The sequence below is a fragment of the Pseudonocardia sp. Cha107L01 genome (assembly GCF_052566575.1).
In genome coordinates this window covers 6,277,952-6,296,802 of sequence record NZ_CP199579.1, presented here as the reverse complement: position 1 = coordinate 6,296,802, position 18,851 = coordinate 6,277,952, and the positions used below count along the sequence as shown (strand labels likewise).

Below are 18,851 nucleotides of genomic sequence, written 5' to 3'. Positions count from 1 at the left end.
CTCACCGATTAGCCTGATTGATACGGTTAATCAGATCATTCGATATCCGCCCTGTCAAGCACGGGCTGGCCGATGACTAGGGTGGGCCGCTGTTCCGGTCGAGCCGCCCGCGCAGTGCTCCTGTCGTCCGCGAGCTGGCTGCCCTGTTGGCCTTGGTGCCCTGGGCACGGCGGCCGTGCGCGGCAGGACGTCGAACGCCCCCCGTGTCGTCGCGGCCGGCTGGGCCGCCCACGCACTGTTCGACCTGGTGCACGACGGTGGCCAGCACTCACGGATTCCCGACTGGTACCCGGCCTTCTGCGCCGGCTACGACCTCGGTGTGGCCGCGATCCTGTTGCGCCCGACGTCCACGGCCACACCCGGACTCAGCTCGGCGTCCAGCTCCTGACGACGCACGGCGCCCGTCGCCGGACCGGGGAACCGGGCGCCGCCGCGCGGTCTGTGCCAGGGTCGGGGAGGCAGGGTCGACGCTGAACAGGGGGAACGTGGGCATGTCTCGCACCGTCCGGGAAACTTTCATCGAGCAGCTGCGAACACTGGGTATGACCTCGGTGTTCGGCAATCCGGGCTCGACCGAGCTGCCGATGTTCCGGGACTTCCCCGACGACTTCCGGTACGTCCTCGGTCTGCAGGAGGCCGTGGTCGTGGGCATGGCCGACGGTTATGCGCAGGCCACCCACAACGCGGCGCTCGTCAACCTGCACTCCGCGGCCGGGGTCGGCCACGCGATGGGCAACATCTTCACCGCGTGGAAGAACCGGACCCCGCTGGTGATCACCGCGGGGCAGCAGGCCCGGTCGATGCTGGTCGGTGAGCCGTTCCTGTTCGCCGACCAGGCCACCGAGTTGCCCAAGCCGTACGTGAAGTGGAGCTGTGAGCCGGCGAGGGCGCAGGATGTGCCGGCCGCGCTCGCCCGTGGCTATCACCTGGCGATGGCCCCGCCGAGGGGCCCGGTGTTCCTGTCGGTGCCGGTCGACGACTGGGACCAGCCGACGGACCCGGACCAGCCGCTGGAGCCGCGCACTGTCAGCACCGCTGTCCGCGCGGACCCGGCCCTGCTCGACGAGGTCGCATCGGCGCTCGCCCGGTCGCGGCGGCCCGCGTTCGTCGTCGGGGCCGGTGTCGACGTGGAGGGTGCCTTCGAGGATGTCGTCACGCTGGCCGAGCGCCACCGGGCGCGGGTCTGGGTGGCGCCGCTCTCCGCGCGGTGCAGCTTCCCCGAGTCACACCCGCTGTTCGCCGGGTTCCTGGACGCCGAGCGCGACCGCATCCGGGAACAGCTCGCGGGGCACGACGTGGTCGTGGTGATCGGCGCCCCGGTGTTCTCCTACCACGTGGAGGGCACCGGACCGTACGTCGCGCGGGGCACCGCGCTGTTCCAGCTCGTCGACGACCCGGCGACCGCCGCCTGGACGCCGACCGGGACATCGGTGGTGACGAGCATCCGCCTCGGTCTGCGCGACCTGCTGTCCGGGCCGGAACCGGCGGCCCGGACCGCGCCAGCGCCCCGCGTGCGCCCCGCCCGGGTCCAACCGGACGGCGTGATCTCGGAAGCATTCCTGATGCAGACGATCGCCGACCTGCGACCCGAGGCGAGCATCGTGGTGGAGGAGGCCCCGAGCAGCCGCTCGACCATGCACGACCACCTGCCGTTCGACCGCTCCGAGACGTTCTTCACCTGCGCCAGTGGCGGCCTGGGGCACGGCATGCCGGCGGCCGTCGGGGTTGCGCTCGCCAGACCTGAACAGCAGGTGATCGCGCTGCTCGGCGACGGATCGAGCATGTACTCGGTCCAGGCCCTGTGGTCGGCCGCCCGGGAGGAGTTGCCGATCGTGTTCGTGGTGGTGAACAACAGCGCCTACGCCGCTCTGGACAGGTTCGCCCAGCACTTCGGGATCAGCAAACCCGTCGGTACCTCGCTGCCCGGCATCGACTTCGCGGGGCTGGCCCGGGACCTGGGCTGCTCCGGGGTCACCGTCCGGCGGCCCGACGAACTCGCCGCCGCCCTGACCGCCGCACTCGCCGCCACCACGCCCAGCCTCGTCGACGTCCACGTCGGCTGAGAACTCACGACCTCAGACCTGGGTGCCGAGTTTGAAGCCGGTCGGCGCGCCGCCGTCGGTGACCTGGGAGAACCCGTCGGCGCCGACGAGGACGCCTCGGTCGGCCTCGCGGACGGTGGCGGCGGTGAGCGGGGTCGGCCCGCCGTCCGGTCCGAGCACCGGGGAACCCTCGGTGTACCAGGACGGGACGACGCTGTGGCCCCAGAAGGAGCGGCGGCGGTTGTCGTCGACGTTCCACCGCACGGTCGGGTTGTCCGGGTCGCCGGTGTAGTAGTCCGTCGTGTAGATCTCGATGCGGTGCCCGTCGGGGTCGCGGACGTAGAGATAGAAGGCGTTGGACACGCCGTGGCGGCCGGGCCCGCGCTCGATGTGCCGCTCCCTGCGCAGGGCGCCGAGTACGTCGCAGGTGTGCAGGATGTGGTGGCGCTCCGCGGTGGCATAGGCAATGTGGTGAAGGCGCGGCCCGTCGCCGCTGGTCAAGGCGATGTCGTGGACCGTCTGCTTGCGGTAGAGCCAGGCCGCGTAGATGTTGTGCCGCTCGTCCTCGATGGTCTCCGAGACCCCGAAGCCGAGGCCTGTGTAGTAGGCGTGTGCGGCCGCCACGTCGGGGACCATCACGTTGAAGTGGTCGAGCCGGGTGAGGGCGTTGCCCGGGTGCAGGTCGTAGCGCTGGGTGAGGCGCTCGGTGTGCTCGGCGTCGTAGTAGAACTCCACCGGGAAGCCGAGGGGGTCGGTGATGCGGACGGCCTCGCCGATCCCGCGGGTGGTGCCGGCCGGGACGCGGCGGGTGTCCACGCCCAGCGCCCGGTAGTAGCGCTCCGCCGCGTCGACCTGCGCCTGCCCCCGGACCCGGTAGGCGAGTCGGCCCAGCGCCGGGGTGTCGCCCCGGCGCAGCACCAGGCTGTGGTGCAGGTACTCCTCGAAGGCGCGCAGGTAGAGCGCGTCGGCGTCCTCGGCGGTGACCACGAGCCCGAGCACGTCGACGTAGAACCACCGGGCAGCGTCGAGGTCGGTGACGATCAGCTCGGCGTAGCCGGCACGGATCACGTCCGGTGGCGGGGGCAGCGCGGCGGGGCCAGGGGTCACGGTCATCGGGACGCTCCGTCCGGGTTGGCGCCGAACCGGGGGGTGTGCACGTCGCCGAGCGCGACGTGGACGATGTGCTCGTCGGTGTAGAAGTCGATGCTGCGGTGGCCGCCCTCGTGGCCGACCCCGGAGTTCTTCACCCCGCCGAACGGGGTGCGCAGGTCACGGATGTTGTGCGAGTTGAGCCAGACCATGCCGGCCTCGATGGCGCCGGCCACCCGGTGCCCGCGCTTGAGGTTGTCGGTCCAGACGTAGCCGGCCAGCCCGTACCGCACGGCGTTGGCCAGGTCGATCGCCTCGGTCTCGGTGTCGAACGGGGTGATCGCGACCACCGGGCCGAAGATCTCCTCCTGGAAGATCCGGGCGTCGGGCTTGACGTCGGCGAACACGGTGGGCGCCAGGTAGTTGCCCTCGCGCAGCTGTTCGGGGCGCCCACCGCCGGCCAGCAGCCGGCCCTCACCCTTGCCGGTCTCGACGTAGGCCAGCACCCGCTCGTAATGCTCCGGATGGACCAGCGCGCCGACCTCGGTGGCCGGGTCCGCCGGGTCGCCGACCACGATGCGCCGGGCCCGCTCGGCGTAGCGCTCGCAGAACTCCTCGTAGATCGCCCGTTCGACCAGGATCCGCGAGCCGGCTGTGCAGCGCTCGCCGTTGAGGGAGAACACGCCGAACAGGGTGGAGTCCAGCGCCGCCTCCAGGTCACAGTCGGCGAACACCACGACGGGGGACTTGCCGCCCAGCTCCATGGAAAGGCCCTTGAGGTTCTCGGCGGCCTCGCGCATGATCACTTTGCCGGTGGTGGTCTCGCCGGTGAACGAGATCAGCGGCACGTCCGGGTGCCCCACCAGCGCGGCGCCGGCGTCCTCACCGATCCCGTTGACCAGGTTGAACACCCCCGAGGGCAGGCCGGCGTCGGCCATGATCCCGGGCCAGAGGCTGGCCGAGAGCGGCGTGAACTCGGCCGGCTTGAGCACCACCGGGCAGCCGGACGCCAGCGCCGGGGCGAGCTTCCAGCTCTCCAGCATGAACGGGGTGTTCCAGGGGGTGATCAGCCCGGCGACCCCGACCGGGCGGCGCACCACGTAGTTGAGCTGGCTGCCGGGTACCGAGTAGGCGTCGTCACCTCGGGCGACGATCAGGTCGGCGAAGAACCGGAAGTTCTCCGCGGCGCGCTTGGCCTGGCCCCGAGCCTGGGTGATCGGCAGCCCGGTGTCGAACGACTCGAGCTCGGCGAGGCGGTCCTCCCTGGCCTCGACGGCGTCGGCGGCCGCGAACAGGATCCGGGCCCGGGCCCGGCCCGGCATAGTTGGCCACGGACCGTCGGTGAAGGCCGTGCGGGCGGCCCGGACCGCGCGGGCGACGTCCTCCCGGTCTCCGGCGGCGGCGGTGGCGTAGGGGCGGTTCGAGACCGGGTCGAGTACGTCGAAGGTGGCGCCCGAGACGCTGTCGACGGACTCGCCGCCGATGAAGTGCGGTAGGTGGGTGGGCAGGTCGGCGGGTGTCACGACTGCGCTCCGATCGGGGAGAGGAGGTCCTCGGCGCCGGCGAGAAGGGTCCTGGCGCGGTCCTGGCCCGCCTCGGTCAGCGGGATCAGCGGCGGCCGGACGAAGTCCGGACCGAGCAGCTCGATGCCGGACCAGACCAGCAGCTCCGGGCCGCACTCGTGCAGCACGCGGGAGAAGTGCTCGAAGTCCTTTGTCGTCTCCTTGACCCCGACGACATTGTCGAAGTCCCGGAACAGCCGCCCGACGGTGGCCGGTGCCGGTCGGCGACCACCGAGGCGGCCAGCCGGATCGCATCGGCTCGTTCGGCGAGGGTCTGTGCACTCGGTTCGCCGGTCGAACCGCCGAGCGAGATCCCGTGCGAGCCGTTGACCAGCTGGAACTCGATCAGCCGGCGCAGCCCCGCCGGGTCGGGTGCCCCGTCCCGGGCGAACGGGGTCACCACCGGGGCGATGGAACCCCGGATGCGGGCCGGATCGTCGCGGAACTTCATCGGTCGCCCCTCCGGGCGTTGCGGTGGGTCACAGGACCTCCAGTCGGGCAGAACCGTCTATGACTTCATATACGATTTGGCCGGACGCGGAAAGCGCTCATCCCTCGGGTCCATCCACAGTTGAGCTGAGGTAGGGCCCACCGGGAGGCCGGCGCGCGGCCCCGCCGCGGCCGGTGCGGGACTCCGCCACACGATGGCCGGATCCCTGGACTTGTTGTCCCTTTAGGCACACATGGGTTCAGATTCCCTGGACTACCGTATGAGAAACAATTGCGCCGACGTCCATCAGCCCGACTCGAGGAAAAGGCCAGTGCAGCAGATCTTTGTCGAGATGTTCAAGCACGACGGGAACTGGGTCAATGCGTGTACCCAGGAGTATTGGAGATTGTGGTGAAGATTCTCAGCCTGGTATTTCCAGCGACGTTGCACGACACCGAGACGGCTCCTCCCGTCCGGGCCGCGAAGGCCGGCTCGTGACCGCCGGCACCGACGACCTGCTCGAACTGCCGGCATCGCCAGTCGCGCGTGAGGCACTCGACCTGGTCGTCCGCAATGCGGGGCCCTCGGTGGCGAACCACAGCGTCCGCAGCTGGCTGTTTGCGAAACTCTTCGCCGAGCACCGGGGAATCGACGTCGATCGCGACCTCCTCTTCTATGCGTGTGTCCTCCACGACTTGGGTCTGACCGAGCTCGGTAACCGAAATCAGCGGTTCGAGGTCGACGGGGCAGACGTCGCCGCGGAATTCCTCACCGAGCGGGGACTGCCCGGCGCCGAGGTCGACGCAGTATGGGAAGCGATCGCCCTGCACACATCATTCGGTATCGCCGAGCGCAGGGGTGCGCTGACCGCGGTGACGCACGGCGGAATTGCGCTCGATTTCGGCGTCGGGAGCGAGTTCGTCACAGACGATCAGGGAAAGCGTATTCACGAGCAGTACCCGCGCTTGGCGATGGCGACGTCCCTGGTCGACATCATCGTCGGCCAGGCCCGGACCCGACCGGAGAAGGCTCCCGGTTACACGATCGCCGCCGGCCTACTCGGGCAGCGTGCCACGCCGCCACACTCCACCGATATGGAGGTACTCGCCGCACACGGTCGATGGGGTAGCTGAGTTAAGGTGGCCAGATGTCCGTTTCTCGGATTAATCTGGCCACGGCTCCGCATCGGGTGGCCGTACTCGTGCTGCCCGGGGTCGTCGCGCTCGACCTGGTCGTGCCGCTGCAGATCTTCGGCCCGTGGCCGGCCGAATTGATGCCCGAGGAGATGGTGCCGGCCAACCCGTACGAGCTGTTCCTCTGCGGTCCCGACCCGTCCGCCATGACCGGCGAGTGGCTCACGGCGCGGGGTGTGGGCCCGATCAGCTCGATGCGCGACGCGGACACCGTGATCGTCCCCGGTTTCCTGGACCCGAGGGAACCGCTGCCGGAGGGGGTGTGCGCCGCGCTCGCCGAGGCGGCGGCGCGGGGAGCGCGTCTGGTGTCGGTCTGCCTCGGCGCGTTCGCGCTCGCCGAGGCCGGCCTGCTGGACGGGCGCCGGGCGACGACGCACTGGATGTGGGCGCGGGAGCTGCGCGCCCGGTACCCGCTGGTGGACGTGCAGGAGCAGCACCTCTATGTCGACGAGGGATCGGTGCTCACCTCGGCGGGTGTGCTCGCCGGCGTCGATCTGTGCCTGCACATCCTGCGCCGGGACCTGGGGCAGTCCGCGTCGAACACCGTGGCCAGGTTCCTGGTCAGCGCTCCGCACCGCGAAGGCGGGCAGGCGCAGTTCATCCGCGAACCGGTGGCCGTCGCGGCCGGCTCACTCGCCCCCACCCGGCAGTGGCTGCAGCAGAACCTGCGCGAGGACCACACCCTGCAGGCCATCGCCGACCACGCCCGGGTCAGCGTGCGCACCCTGACCCGCAGGTTCCAGGCGGAGACCGGCGAGACGGCGATGGGCTGGTTGACCCGCCAGCGGGTCGCGCGGGCGCGCGTATTGCTCGAGGACACGGACCGTTCGATCGCCCAGATCGCCGATGACACCGGATTCGGGTCACTGGAGGCGCTGCGCTCCCATTTCAACGCGGTCACCGGTACCAGCCCGCAGCGCCACCGACGTGCTTTCCGCGGCTCGGCCGCCGTCGCGTCCTGAGGGGCGTCCTCCTCACTGAGCTCGACATGCGGGGAGCTCGACATGCGGGCGCCGAGCGCGTGGCCCACAGTGAGGGGCAGGGAGGAACAATGACGGTACCTCTGCGGGACTCTGCCCCGGCCGAGCTCGGCGATGTCGAGCGCGAGCTCGACGCGGTTGTGATCGGCGCCGGCTTCGCCGGTCTGTACATGCTCCACCGGCTGCGCGGCTCGGGGCTGGCGACCGCCGTGCTCGAGGCCGGCGACGGGGTCGGCGGGACCTGGTACTGGAACCGCTACCCCGGAGCCCGGTGCGACTCGGAGAGCTACTACTACTCCTACTCGTTCTCCGAGCAGCTGCAGCAGGACTGGGTGTGGACGGAGCGCTACCCCGAGCAGCCGGAGATTCTGCGCTACCTGAACCACGTCGCGGACCGGTTCGACCTGCGCCGGGACATCCGGTTCGGCCGACGGGTGGTCGAGGCGGCCTTCGACGAACGGGCGAACCGCTGGCGGCTGCGCACGGACGCGGGCGAACGCTGGTCGGCGCGGTTCCTGGTCACGGCGGTGGGCTGCCTGTCCTCGGCGAACATCCCGCGCATCCCGGGGCTCGACTCGTTCGGCGGCGACTGGTACCACACCGGCCGGTGGCCGGGGGACGGCGTGGACCTCACCGGCAAGCGGGTGGGCGTGGTCGGCACCGGCTCGACCGGCATCCAGGCCATCCCGGTGATCGCGGAGCAGGCCGCGCACCTGACGGTCTTCCAACGCACCGCCAACTACAGCATCCCGGCCCGCAATGCCCCGCTGGAGCCGGAGTTCCAGCGCACGGTCAAGGCCGACTACCCGACGATCCGGCGGGCCCAGCGTGAGTCGACCAACGGGCACCCCTTCCCGATCAGCCCGACCTCGGCGCTCCAGGTCCCGGAGCAGCGCCGGCAACAGGTGTACGAGGCGGCCTGGGCGGTCGGTGGCCTGCGGTTCCGGGCCGCCTTCCAGGACCTGCTGACCAGCAAGGCGGCCAATGACACCGCCTCCGACTTCATCCGGTCCAAGATCAGTGAGATCGTCCGCGACCCGGACACCGCGGCCACCTTGATGCCGCTGGACCATCCGTTCGCGACGAAGCGCCCGCCGATCGACACGCACTACTTCGAGACCTACAACCGGGACAACGTGCGGCTGGTCGACGTGCGGCGGACGCCGATCGAGGAGGTCACCCCGAGGGGCGTGCGGACCTCCGAGGCGGAGTTCGAGCTGGACACCCTCGTGTTCGCGACCGGCTTCGACGCGCTGACCGGGCCGCTGCTGAACATCGACATCATGGGCACCGACGGCACCCGGTTGCGCGAGAAGTGGGCGGCGGGCCCGCGCACCTACCTGGGGCTGCAGGTGGCCGGCTTCCCGAACCTGTTCACCATCACCGGCCCGGGCAGCCCGTCGGTGCTCACCAACATGCCCACCGCGATCGAGCAGCACGTCGACTGGATCGCCACCTGCATCGACCACATGCGGGCGCGCGGGCTCGTCCGGATCGAGGCGGGCGAACACGCCGAGCAGACGTGGGGCGAGCACGTGAACGAGGCGGCGCACCGCACACTGCTGCCGCTGGCCGAGAGCTCCTGGTACCTGGGTGCCAATGTGCCGGGAAAGCCGAGGGTCTTCATGCCCTACGCCGGCGGTTTAGCGAACTACGCCGACAGGTGTGCCGAGGTGGCGGGAAACGGCTACGAGGGGTTCTCCTTCGCGGCCGGGTAGGGCTCGGATCGCCGGGCAGCCGGACGTTTGCCCCGCGGAACCGGCCGCCCCCCGATCGGTATGCCCGTAGCGAGTGACCTGTGCCCGTCCGCGACTTCCGGCTGTGCCAAGATCCCGGGCGTCAGGTGTCGTTGCCGCGGGTCGATCAGTGCCCAAGAGGCCGTTCGGATGGTGAACATGGTGGTGGGCGGTCGTACTCGTCGGGATTTTCTGCGTCGGGTGGGACAGGCCGGTGGCGCCGGCGTCCTGTTCGCCACCATGGGCGCGATGGACCTGGCGGTCACCTCCGACTCGGTGATCCAGCCGTACCACCCGCCGCGCCCCTCGGACTTCACGCTGCCCGGCAAGAAGGCCAAGCGGGTCGTGGTTCTCGGTGCCGGCGTCGCCGGCCTGGCCTGCGCCTACGAGCTGGGCAAGGCAGGCTACGACTGCGTGGTCGTCGAGGCCCAGGACCATGTCGGCGGGCGGAACTTCACCGTCCGCGGCGGCACCAAGCACGCCGACCTCAACGGCGACACCCAGACGGCCGCCTTCGGCGCGGGCCGGTACTTCAACGCCGGACCGGCCCGGATCGCGCAGTGGATGATCACCCTGGACTACTGCCGCGAGCTGGGCGTTCCGCTGGAGGTGTTCGTCAACGTCAACGCCGATGCCTACTTCTACCAGGAGCAGTCGGGCATGACGAAGCCCGCGCGCCGCCGCGCGCTGCGCTCCGACATGTACGGCTACATCTCGGAACTGCTGGCCAAGGCCACCGACCAGGGTGCGCTGGACCAGCAGATGAGCGCGGACGACAAGGACTCGCTGCTCAACTTCCTGAGTAACTTCGGCAGGATCGGCAAGCGGATCCCGAACGACCGGGCGCGGAGCTGGCAGTACACCGGCGGCCCGCAGCGCGGCTACAACACGTGGCCGGGCGCGACCGGCACGCCCGGTGTCCTGGCCGGTCCGCCGCTGTCGCTGTCTACGGTGTTCGGCTACGAGATCGGGGAGGAGCTGTCCTTCGAGACCGACTTCGAGCAGTCCATGGTCATGTTGCAGCCGGTGGGCGGCATGGACGCCATCCCACTCGCGCTGGCCAAGGCGGTCGGCGCGGAGAAGATCAAGCTGAGCAGCCCGGTCACCTCGGTCACCAACAACCCGGACCGGGTCAGCGTCGCGTACAAGGATGCCAACGGCGCGCCGCAGCAGATCGAGGCCGACTTCTGCATCGCCACGCTGCCGCCGAACGTGCTCGCCAAGCTGACGCACAACCTCGGCCCCGACGTGCAGCGCGGGCTGACCACGTTCACCCAGGTCGCGGCCAGCAAGATCGGCCTGGAGTACAAGAGCCGCTGGTGGGAGTCCGATCACCGGATCTACGGCGGCATCACCGAGACCGACCTCGACCTGGGGCAGATCTGGTACCCCTCGGACGGGTTCCACTCGCCGGGCGGTGTGCTGGTGGGCTACTACAACACCGACGACGACGCCAAGACCTACGCCCGGCTGCGCCCGCCCGAGCGGCTGGAGCGCGCCCTGGCCGGCGGTGTGAAGATCCACGGCCCGAAGCACCGCACCGAGCTGGCCAACTCGTTCTCCATCGCCTGGTCGGTCGCCCCCTTCATCGAAGGCGGCTGGCAGAACATCCCGGGCGGGCCGCAGGCACCGGTGTTCGCCCCGCTCAACACCGCGGCCGGGCGGGTCTACTTCGCCGGCGACTGGCTCAGCAACGAGGTCTCCTGGCAGCACGGCTCGTTCACGTCCGCCCAGAAGGCGGTCACCGCACTGCACTCCCGCGCGCTCGCCACCTGAGGCCGGCTGAGCGCGTGACCGCCGGACACAGCTGGTGCCGGTGAGCACGGAGAACTTCCGGATGACCAGGATCGTGGCCGCGACCAGCCCGGCGAGGCCGATGGCCGGCGCCAGTCGGGTCCGCCACCAGTGCCGGTCCGGGCGGCGGGCGAAGAACCGATCACCGAGGCGGCCGCGGCGGCTTGCAGCACGAGGATCCCCAGTGTGCCCAGGCCCGCCATGCTGGTGGCGAGGACCCTGCCGATGCCGACGCTGGCGCGGCTCCTGGTCACCGTGATCGACGGGCTCAGCCTGAACTGGCTGCCGGACCGGGACAGCGCCGCCGCGCTAGGGGTGCTGGACGCGTTCGCGGCTCACCTGGCGACGTTGGCCACCCCGCCCGGAACGCCGGGCTGATCGGGGTGATCGGGGTGGGTGTCCGGGTGGGTGCCATCAGCCCCGGGCCCGCCGAGGCGCCGCCATGCGCTCCGGCGGAGCAGCCGTAGGCCGTTGAGCCCGACGAGCACGGTGGAGCCTTCGTGGCCGGCGACCCCGAGCGGCAGCGGCAGAAACCCGGCGATGTCCCAGGTGATCAGCGCGGCGATCACGATGGCGGCGAGGAGCAGGTTGGCCCGCATCACCCGGTGCGCCCGGGCGGACAGCCCGATGATCGTGGGCAGGATGGCGAGCTCGTCGCGCACGATCACCGCGTCGGCGGTGTCCAGTGCCAGGTCGGAGCCGTGCCGGCCGATCGCCACCCCGACGTCGGCGGCGGCCATGGCCGGGGCGTCGTTCACGCCGTCCCCGACGAGCAGCACCTGACGGCCGCCGGCCTGCAGCGCACGCACGTGGTCGACCTTGTCCTGGGGCAGCAACCCGGCACGCACCTCGGTGATCCCGACCTCCTCGGCCAGTCGGGCGGCGGCGCGGGCGTTGTCCCCGGTCAGCAGGATCGGGGTGGTGCCGGTGAGGGTGGCCAGCGCGGCGACGGTCGCGGCCGCGTCGGGCCTGACCCGGTCGGCCAGTCCGAGCAGCCCGGCCGGCCGGCCGTCGACGAGCACGATCACCGCGGTGCGGCCGGCCTGTTCGAGTTCGTCCACCATCGCCCGCGCGCGTTGCTTCGCAGTCCCGTCGCCCGTCCCGCCGAGCAGTCTCGGGGAGCCCACCTCGACCACCTGCCCCTCGACCGTCGCGCGGACCCCACGCCCGGGGGCGGAGGTGAACCCCCCGGCGCGCGGCACCGTGATCCCACGTTCGCGCGCGGCGGCGACGACCGCGCGGGCCAGCGGGTGCTCACCGGCGTACTCGGCGGCGGCGGCCAGCCGGAGCAGCTCGTCGGCACCGAGGCCGCCGTCGGTGGGCAGCGGGCGGACCTCGGTGACCCGGGGGGTGCCCTCGGTGAGGGTGCCGGTCTTGTCGAAGGCGACCACGTCGACGGTCCGGAACTTCTCCAGGACGACCGCCGACTTCACCAGCAAGCCGTGCCGGCCCGCATTGGCGATCGCGGACAACAGGGGCGGCATGGTCGCCAGTACGACCGCGCACGGCGATGCGACGATCATGAACGTCATCGCGCGCAGCAGGGTGGGCTCCACGGGGGCGCCGAAGGCCAGCGGGACCGCGAACAGCGCCAGGGTGGCGACCACGACGCCGATCGAGTAGCGCTGCTCCACCTGCTCGATGAACAGCTGGGTCTTCGCCTTCGTCGCCGACGCGGCCTCGACCATCGCCACGATCCGGGCGACCACGGTGTCCGCCGCCGCCCGGGTGACCCGGATCCGCAGTGCACCGGTCCCGTTGAGGGTGCCGGCGAACACCGGGTCACCCGCCTGCTTGAGCACCGGCAGCGGCTCGCCGGTGATGGAGGCCTGGTCGACCTCGCTGACACCCTCCTGGACCTCGCCGTCCGCGCCGACCCGTTCGCCGGGGCGGACGAGCACCGTGTCACCGACACCCAGCACGGCAGAGTCGACGAGTGTCTCGGAACCGTCCCCGCCCAACCGGGTGGCTTTCTCCGGCGCCAGGTCCAGCAGTCCCCGCACCGAGTCGGCCGTCCGGCGGGTCACGAAGGCCTCCAGTGCCCCCGAGGTGGCGAAGATGACGATCAGGAGCGCGCCGTCGAACACCTGGCCGATGGCGGCGGCGACCAGCGCGGCCACGATCATCAGCAGGTCGACGTCGAGCGTCCTCTCCCGCAGTGCGCGCAACCCCGACAGCGCCGGCTCCCACCCGCCGACGAGGTAACAGGCCAGGTAGAACGCCCACCACAGCGGTGCCGGGGTTCCGAGCAGCTGCAGGGCCCCACCGACGGCGAACAACCCCAGCGCCGCCGCCGCGTAGCGCAGCTCCGGCATCGACACGAGGCGCCACAGCGGCGGTCGGCGCACCCGGGTAGGGGTGGCGGATTCACCGAGGGGCGTGGCGGACAACGTCGAGGACACCCGGTACTCCCAGCGGACGGCGGAGGGTGATCTCCCTCGACCATAGCAAGTATGAAGACGTCTTCATATCTGCTCAACTATGCTGACGGCATGGGTCATGGCATCGAGGGGCGCACCCGCGGCGGGCCATTGACCCTCGCCGAGGCCAAAGGGGTGGCCACCACCCTGCAGGCGCTCGCCACGCCCAGTCGGCTGCTGATCCTGAGCCGCCTGCGGCAGGGGCCCGCCACCGTCAGCGAGCTCGTCACCTCGGTCGGGATGACCCAGTCCGCGATCTCCCACCAGCTGCGGCTGCTGCGCCATCTCGGCCTCGTCGAAGGCGAGCGCAACGGCCACACCGTGCGCTACGCCCTCTATGACACGCACGTCGCGCAGCTGCTCGACGAGGCGATCTACCACGCGGAGCACCTGCAGCTCGGTGTCCCGGACATCCCGGAGGCCTAGGGACCCCTGCGACCGGGTCTGGCCAGCCACGTTGAGGACACAACCCACCGCCGCGACGCTGGGGGTAACGCCGCGACACTGACAGGACGGCTTCGTGTCGAGGTTGGCGCGGCGAGCGTCGGTCACGTCAGGTCGTTGCGCGGAACGCCCAGCTCAGCCACCACCTCGGCGGTCCGAGGCACAGCCTTACCGGGAGAGACCTGAGAAATGCCGCTCGTTGTGAGCGGTGCCCGAGTTGGATGCGTCGCACGGCTCGCCTGGACGAGTCGACTTCGTTGAGTCGTTCCTGATTTCCGAACGACTGATTGCCCCGGTGGCCGTTGTCGGTCACCGGGGCAATCAGTATTCAGATCTGGCTGACGGAACAGGCCGAGAAATGCACCTTTGAATGCTGAATCGGCGGGCACGCGGTCAGCTGGCCCGTCGGGGGACGGGGGGAGCCGCTGGACGTACGCCCCCGGGGAGCGGTTGGTGGATTACCTCGACCGGCCTGGGGTTCAGCGGCCCCAGTACTCCCACGGGTTGTTCCTGTCGGGGCCGCGCCGGCAGTCCCAGTCGGCACGGTGACCGGGGTGGTCGTGGCCCGCGCGCTGCTCACACTGCTGCTGCGTCCTGAACTTGGCGCGGAACCGGTGCGGCGCAGCCTTGGGCGGCCTGGGGGGCGGGTTCTCGGCGGCAATGGTCGCCGCGCCTGAGGCGGTCGGCACATCAGCATATGCTGTGCCTACCGCACCGACCGTGGTGACTGCCAAAGCAATCGCCACGCCGGCAATAGAGGATTTGACGGAGGGGATCAAACTGATGCTCCTTCATTTCTCGGTACCACTACGGGTGCACAGCGAGTGCACTGTAGGACATAAGCAGTGCTTGTCGACAACGTCCGGGTCTGAGTTTTCCTCAGTTCGAGTGCGTTGAGCTGAGGACTTTGACAGGGAGGAGAATTGGCAGACATTCTGTGAATTCCGTATGGAGGGCATGAGCGACCCGATAGTGCTGGTCAACGGACGTACCGCCCCGTGGCCGGCCCGCTCTGGCAGGATCGGGGGGAGCAGTGACCGAGACAACGCACAGGGCAAGGAGACGCGCATGCCGGCACGGGGAAGTGCGGAGTGGAAGGGTGACGTCCCCACGGGCACGGGCTCGTTCACCGCTGGTGACTCGATCAGCGGCGGGTACACCTACAAGTCCCGCTTCGAGGACGGACCGGGATCCAACCCGGAGCAGTTGATCGCCGCGGCGCACGCCGCATGCTTCTCGATGGCGCTGTCGAACATCCTGGCCGGGGCCGGTAGCCCGCCGGACTCGGTGCACACCGACGCCGCGGTCACCCTCAGGATCGTCGACGGGGCCCCGACCATCACGAAGATCGCCCTCGTCACCGTGGGGCGGGTACCCGGTCTGGACCAGGACGCCTTCGCCGAGCACGCCCTCGCGGCCAAGGCGGGATGCCCGGTGAGCAAGGCATTGGCCGCCGTACCCGAGGTCACGCTGGACGCAACGCTCGCCAGCTGAGTTCGTCGCGACGCCGGCCGGCGCTATCCCCGTGGTCATCGGGATCGCGCCGGCCGGTGTTTTGCGTACGCGGAGCCTGTCAGGTCTTGTGCTCGCGCCACGCCCGTTCGAAGGGCAGCCGCCACGCGTTCGGCGCGATGAGCTGGTGGATCGCGTTGGGTCCCCAGGTGCCGGCGGGGTAGTTCTTGACCGGCGGCGGGTCGTCGAGCAGCGGCGTGGAACGCTCCCACAGCGACTCGATGCCCTCGGCGGTGGTGAACAGGGTGTGATCGCCGCGCATCGCGTCCAGGATCAGCCGCTCGTAGGCCTCCAGGACGTCGCCGGCCTGATCGGTCTCCTGGGTGGAGAACTGCATCGACAGCTTCTCCAGCCGCATCCCCGGCCCGGGTCGCTTGCCGTAGAACGACAGCGAGACCCGGGAGGCGTCCGCGAGGTCGAAGGTCAGATGGTCCGGCCCCTGGGAGCCCACCCCTGAACCGCTCGGGAACATGGTCCTCGGCGCCTCCTTGAAGGCGATCGAGATGATGCGCTGACCCTCGGCCATCTTCTTGCCGGTGCGCAGGTAGAACGGCACCCCGGCCCACCGCCAGTTGTCCAGCCCGACCTTGAGCGCGATGAACGTCTCGGTGTCGGAGTCGGGGGCGACGCCCACCTCGTGGCGGTAGCCGCCGTACTGGCCGCGGACCACGTCGCTGGTGCGGATCGGCAGCATCGAGCGGAAGACCTTGTTCTTCTCCTCGCTGATCGCCCTCGGCTCCAGCGCCGTCGGCGGTTCCATCGCGACGAAGGCCATCACCTGCATCAGGTGAGTGACCACCATGTCCTTGTAGGCGCCGGTGGCCTCGTAGAAGTTCGCCCGCTGGTCGAGCCCGAGCGTCTCCGGGATATCGATCTGGACGTGGTCGATGAAGTTGCGGTTCCAGATCGGCTCGAACAGCCCGTTCGCGAACCGGAACGCCAGGATGTTCTGCGCCGCCTCCTTGCCCAGGAAGTGGTCGATCCGGAAGATCTGCGACTCGTCGAACGTCTCGTGCACGAAGTCGTTGAGCTGGACCGCACTGGCGAGGTCCTCCCCGAAGGGCTTCTCCATCACCACCCGGGCGTTCTCGACCAGGCCGGCGTCCCGCAGCATGGTGATCACGGCCTGGGCGGCCTTGGGCGGCACCGACAGGTAGTGCAGCCGGCGGGACTGCGGGCCGAGCAGCTCCTCGGCGGCCTTCACCGCCGCGGTCAGCCCCTCGGGTCCGGCGCCCTGCGGCACGTAGGCCAGTCGATCGCAGAATCTCTTCAGCGCTTCGCCGCCCAACTGGTGGGTGCCGAAGTCCGCGATGGCCGCCTGTGCCAGCGCGCGGAACTCATCGGTGTTCATGTCCTCCATCGCCGACCCGATGATCCGTACATCGGGCGCGAAGGCGGACTGCTGCAGGTAGGCCAGGCCCGGTAACAGCTTGCGCTTGGCAAGGTCGCCGGTCGCACCGAACAGCACGATGACGTGCGGGGCCAACGTGTCCAGGCCGCGTCGGCTGGCTCGGGACCCGGGCGACGGGTAGGCGATGGTCTGCGGATTGGGTTCGGCCACGCTCGATCCTCCTACGGACGAAACCGCGGGCGCGAGATTCGCTTCCGGAACTATAGCCAGTGGACGGGGTATACCGACCTTGCGCGCCGGTGGCTAATTGGTGTCCCGCTCACAACGCGATCTCGGCCATGGTGCGCAGCGTGTCCGCCGAGCCGCCGATCAGCATCGTGGTGATCAGCGAGTCGCGCCAGGCCGGCCACTCCTCGGCGATCTTCTCCTTCGGCCCGATCAGCGCGACCTTCTCCACCAGCGACAGCGGGACCGACGCGATCGCCTCGTCCTTGCGGCCGCCGAGGTAGAGCTCCTGGATGCTGGCGCACTCCGCCTCGTACCCCATGCGGGCGAACACCTCGTAGTGGAAGTTGGCGCCGCGCGCGCCCATGCCGCCGATGTAGAGCGCGAGCATCGGGCGGATCCGGTCCGCGGCCGCCTCCACGTCGTCGTCGATCTGCACCGTCACCGGGCAGTTGACCTCGAAGTTCGCCCGGTCCCCGGCACCCTCGGCGCGCCGGGCGAAACCGGTCTCCAACGACTCCCGGTACCGCTTGTCGTCGTAGGGGGAGTAGAACAGCGGCAACCAGCCGTCGGCGATCTCGGCGGCCATCGCCACGTTCTTCGGGCCCTCGGCGGCCAACAGGATCGGGATGCGCCGCAGCGGGTGGATCGTCGAGCGCAGCGGCTTGCCCAGACCGGCGCCCCCGGGGTGCGGGATCTGGTAGTGCTCGCCGTCGAAGCGCACGACCTCGCGGTCCATCGTCGCACGCAGGATCGCCACGTACTCCCGGGTGCGGGCCAGCGGCTTGGGGTAGGGCTGCGCGTACCAGCCCTCCACGACCTGCGGCCCGGACGCGCCGATGCCGAGCACGAACCGCCCGCCGCTGAGGTGGTCCATCGTCATCGCGGCCATCGCGGTGGCCACCGGCGTACGCGCGGACAGCTGCACGATCGACGTCCCCAGCCGCAGCCGACTGGTGCGACTGCCCAGCCAGGCCAGCGGGGTCAGTGCGTCCGAGCCGTACGCCTCCGCGGTCCACACCGAGTCGAATCCGAGCCGCTCCGCGGTGTCCACCAGCTCCGGTGCCTTCGGGTCCGGACCGGCACCCCAGTACCCCAGCGACAACCCGAGCTTCACGGTACGACTCCCTCGGCCTCGAACGTCACGGCTTCATCGAACTTAGGTGCCTTCGGTCAATGTGTAGAAGGTGACCCGGCCGCCGTCGGAGTCGATGTCGGAACCGGAGTCGCCCAACTGGTAGTCGCCGGCCTGGAAGCGGACGGTGGCGCCGTTGAACGCATCAGGCAGCGGGGCGGTGGCCTGTCGGGTGTCCGCGCCGTAGGTCGCCGAGAAGTCCAGGTTGCCGTTGCCGGAGTCGGTGATCGTGTAGTCGAAGCGCGCACCGAGCGGCACACCGGTCAGCAGCTGGTAGGTCTGTCCGGTCGATCCCTTCTGGACCTGCTTGACCACGACCCGGATGACACCGTTCTTGTAGTGCAGCATGACGAACGGCACCGAGATGATGTCGCCGGCGCCGTGGATCTGGCCGATGATGATGTCCCCGGTGCCCGAGGGCACCTGCGCTACCGAGACGCTGGCGTGCAGCGAGTGCACGCCGTCCCCGGCGGTGAAGTTGTTGAGACTGTTGAGCTCGGAGCGCGGGTGCTGTGAGGTCTTCGTCGTCGCGCCGGCGGTCGGCGCCCAGAACTCGAGGCTGCCGTCGTCCTTGGCGGTCATCCACGGCGGGGTACTGGCCGCGGGTTCGATGATGTCCGCGTTGCCGTTGTCACCGGCCACCGGGATGGTGAGCTTCCAGCCGTTCAGCGCGATCGCGCCCGGTGCGGCCGGCCGGTTCGGCCCTCGGTGCGAGCCGAAAACCACCCAGAGCCCGCCACCGACGAGCACGAGCAGCACCGCCGCCAGGAGCAGCGGACGAGGTCGACGCCACGACGGTCGTTCGACGGCCCCGCTGCGTTGGATCACCCCTGCACGGTAGCGAAATCCGCCGACCGGCGTCGCGGCTAGAAGGGGCTGGGCAGTGCGCTGAGCACCATCATCAGCACCAGCAGTATGCCGACGCCCATCACGACCAG

The 18,851-nt window shown here is 70.1% G+C and carries 17 protein-coding genes and 2 pseudogenes; 9 read left to right on the top strand and 10 right to left on the bottom strand.

Annotated elements, in window-relative coordinates; genetic code table 11:
- The first annotated feature begins 175 nt into the window (after positions 1 to 175).
- Positions 176 to 388 carry a hypothetical protein gene (locus tag ACTXG6_RS29600; protein WP_445182684.1) on the top strand — a complete coding sequence of 71 codons (213 nt, stop codon included), beginning with the start codon at positions 176 to 178 and terminating at the stop codon, positions 386 to 388.
- Positions 389 to 491: 103 nt separating this feature from the next.
- Entirely contained in the window at positions 492 to 2,063 is a 1,572-nt protein-coding gene (gene mdlC / locus ACTXG6_RS29595; RefSeq protein WP_445182683.1) for a benzoylformate decarboxylase, read from the top strand.
- Positions 2,064 to 2,075: 12 nt separating this feature from the next.
- Here mdlC and hpaD read toward each other — a convergent pair whose 3' ends face one another.
- From hpaD to ACTXG6_RS29570, 5 genes and pseudogenes are all read right to left on the bottom strand, one after another.
- Positions 2,076 to 3,155, bottom strand: coding sequence for a 3,4-dihydroxyphenylacetate 2,3-dioxygenase (gene hpaD, locus ACTXG6_RS29590; protein WP_445182682.1), 1,080 nt, complete (start codon positions 3,153 to 3,155; stop codon positions 2,076 to 2,078).
- Positions 3,152 to 4,654, bottom strand: coding sequence for a 5-carboxymethyl-2-hydroxymuconate semialdehyde dehydrogenase (hpaE, locus tag ACTXG6_RS29585; RefSeq protein WP_445182681.1), 1,503 nt, complete (start codon positions 4,652 to 4,654; stop codon positions 3,152 to 3,154). The genes hpaD and hpaE overlap by 4 nt, the downstream gene beginning before the upstream one ends.
- Positions 4,651 to 4,821, bottom strand: coding sequence for a hypothetical protein (locus tag ACTXG6_RS29580; protein WP_445190337.1), 171 nt, complete (start codon positions 4,819 to 4,821; stop codon positions 4,651 to 4,653). Before ACTXG6_RS29580 ends, hpaE begins: the two co-directional genes overlap by 4 nt.
- Positions 4,822 to 4,890 (bottom strand): annotated as a pseudogene (locus tag ACTXG6_RS29575) (hypothetical protein); the annotation flags it as partial.
- Positions 4,891 to 4,923: 33 nt separating this feature from the next.
- A pseudogene (locus ACTXG6_RS29570) lies at positions 4,924 to 5,144 on the bottom strand (dihydrodipicolinate synthase family protein); the annotation flags it as partial.
- A 473-nt stretch (positions 5,145 to 5,617) separates the two neighbouring features.
- Between ACTXG6_RS29570 and ACTXG6_RS29565 the strand changes: the two are divergent.
- From ACTXG6_RS29565 to ACTXG6_RS29545, 5 genes are all read left to right on the top strand, one after another.
- Positions 5,618 to 6,256: an HD domain-containing protein gene (locus ACTXG6_RS29565; protein WP_445182680.1), complete on the top strand. Its 639-nt coding sequence runs from the start codon at positions 5,618 to 5,620 to the stop codon at positions 6,254 to 6,256.
- A gap of 14 nt (positions 6,257 to 6,270) precedes the next feature.
- Positions 6,271 to 7,278 (top strand): GlxA family transcriptional regulator, encoded by a 1,008-nt coding sequence (locus ACTXG6_RS29560; RefSeq protein ID WP_445182679.1) that lies wholly within the window; start codon positions 6,271 to 6,273, stop codon positions 7,276 to 7,278.
- An 89-nt stretch (positions 7,279 to 7,367) separates the two neighbouring features.
- A complete protein-coding gene (locus ACTXG6_RS29555) occupies positions 7,368 to 9,014 on the top strand; it encodes a flavin-containing monooxygenase (protein WP_445182678.1) in 1,647 nt (548 codons plus the stop codon).
- Positions 9,015 to 9,233: 219 nt separating this feature from the next.
- On the top strand, positions 9,234 to 10,808 hold the full coding sequence (locus ACTXG6_RS29550) for a flavin monoamine oxidase family protein (protein ID WP_445182677.1): 1,575 nt from the start codon (positions 9,234 to 9,236) through the stop codon (positions 10,806 to 10,808).
- Between the two features lie 204 nt (positions 10,809 to 11,012).
- Positions 11,013 to 11,204, top strand: coding sequence for a hypothetical protein (locus tag ACTXG6_RS29545; RefSeq protein WP_445182676.1), 192 nt, complete (start codon positions 11,013 to 11,015; stop codon positions 11,202 to 11,204).
- On the opposite strand, the gene ACTXG6_RS29540 is transcribed toward ACTXG6_RS29545, so the two are convergent.
- Positions 11,162 to 13,141 (bottom strand): heavy metal translocating P-type ATPase, encoded by a 1,980-nt coding sequence (locus ACTXG6_RS29540; protein WP_445190131.1) that lies wholly within the window; start codon positions 13,139 to 13,141, stop codon positions 11,162 to 11,164. The genes ACTXG6_RS29545 and ACTXG6_RS29540 overlap by 43 nt on opposite strands.
- 177 nt (positions 13,142 to 13,318) lie before the next feature.
- On the opposite strand from ACTXG6_RS29540, the gene ACTXG6_RS29535 reads away from it, so the two are divergent.
- The gene (locus ACTXG6_RS29535; RefSeq protein ID WP_445190130.1) at positions 13,319 to 13,672 is read left to right on the top strand and encodes an ArsR/SmtB family transcription factor; all 354 of its coding nucleotides are present in this window, start codon (positions 13,319 to 13,321) and stop codon (positions 13,670 to 13,672) included.
- 497 nt (positions 13,673 to 14,169) lie between these two features.
- Here the strand turns inward: ACTXG6_RS29535 and ACTXG6_RS29530 are convergent, their stop codons facing one another.
- A complete protein-coding gene (locus ACTXG6_RS29530; protein ID WP_445182675.1) occupies positions 14,170 to 14,469 on the bottom strand; it encodes a hypothetical protein in 300 nt (99 codons plus the stop codon).
- 289 nt (positions 14,470 to 14,758) lie between these two features.
- Here ACTXG6_RS29530 and ACTXG6_RS29525 point away from each other — a divergent pair, with 289 nt between their 5' ends.
- Entirely contained in the window at positions 14,759 to 15,184 is a 426-nt protein-coding gene (locus ACTXG6_RS29525; protein ID WP_445182674.1) for an OsmC family protein, read from the top strand.
- Between the two features lie 79 nt (positions 15,185 to 15,263).
- Here ACTXG6_RS29525 and zwf read toward each other — a convergent pair whose 3' ends face one another.
- The 3 genes from zwf to ACTXG6_RS29510 form a co-directional block, all read right to left on the bottom strand.
- A complete protein-coding gene (gene zwf, locus ACTXG6_RS29520) occupies positions 15,264 to 16,763 on the bottom strand; it encodes a glucose-6-phosphate dehydrogenase (RefSeq protein WP_445182673.1) in 1,500 nt (499 codons plus the stop codon).
- Between the two features lie 109 nt (positions 16,764 to 16,872).
- The gene (locus ACTXG6_RS29515) at positions 16,873 to 17,895 is read right to left on the bottom strand and encodes an LLM class F420-dependent oxidoreductase (RefSeq protein WP_445182672.1); all 1,023 of its coding nucleotides are present in this window, start codon (positions 17,893 to 17,895) and stop codon (positions 16,873 to 16,875) included.
- A 42-nt stretch (positions 17,896 to 17,937) separates the two neighbouring features.
- Complete coding sequence (locus tag ACTXG6_RS29510) at positions 17,938 to 18,741, bottom strand: polysaccharide lyase family 7 protein (RefSeq protein ID WP_445182671.1); 804 nt, start codon at positions 18,739 to 18,741, stop codon at positions 17,938 to 17,940.
- Positions 18,742 to 18,851 lie beyond the last annotated feature (110 nt).

Coding starts and splice junctions, on each gene's coding strand:
- ACTXG6_RS29535 (WP_445190130.1), top strand. CDS start 13,319: ATGGGTCATGGCATCGAGGGGCGCACCCGCGGCGGGCCATTGACCCTC.
- hpaD (WP_445182682.1), bottom strand. CDS start 3,155: ATGACCGTGACCCCTGGCCCCGCCGCGCTGCCCCCGCCACCGGACGTG.
- ACTXG6_RS29525 (WP_445182674.1), top strand. CDS start 14,759: ATGCCGGCACGGGGAAGTGCGGAGTGGAAGGGTGACGTCCCCACGGGC.
- mdlC (WP_445182683.1), top strand. CDS start 492: ATGTCTCGCACCGTCCGGGAAACTTTCATCGAGCAGCTGCGAACACTG.
- ACTXG6_RS29555 (WP_445182678.1), top strand. CDS start 7,368: ATGACGGTACCTCTGCGGGACTCTGCCCCGGCCGAGCTCGGCGATGTC.
- ACTXG6_RS29540 (WP_445190131.1), bottom strand. CDS start 13,141: ATGCCGGAGCTGCGCTACGCGGCGGCGGCGCTGGGGTTGTTCGCCGTC.
- ACTXG6_RS29560 (WP_445182679.1), top strand. CDS start 6,271: ATGTCCGTTTCTCGGATTAATCTGGCCACGGCTCCGCATCGGGTGGCC.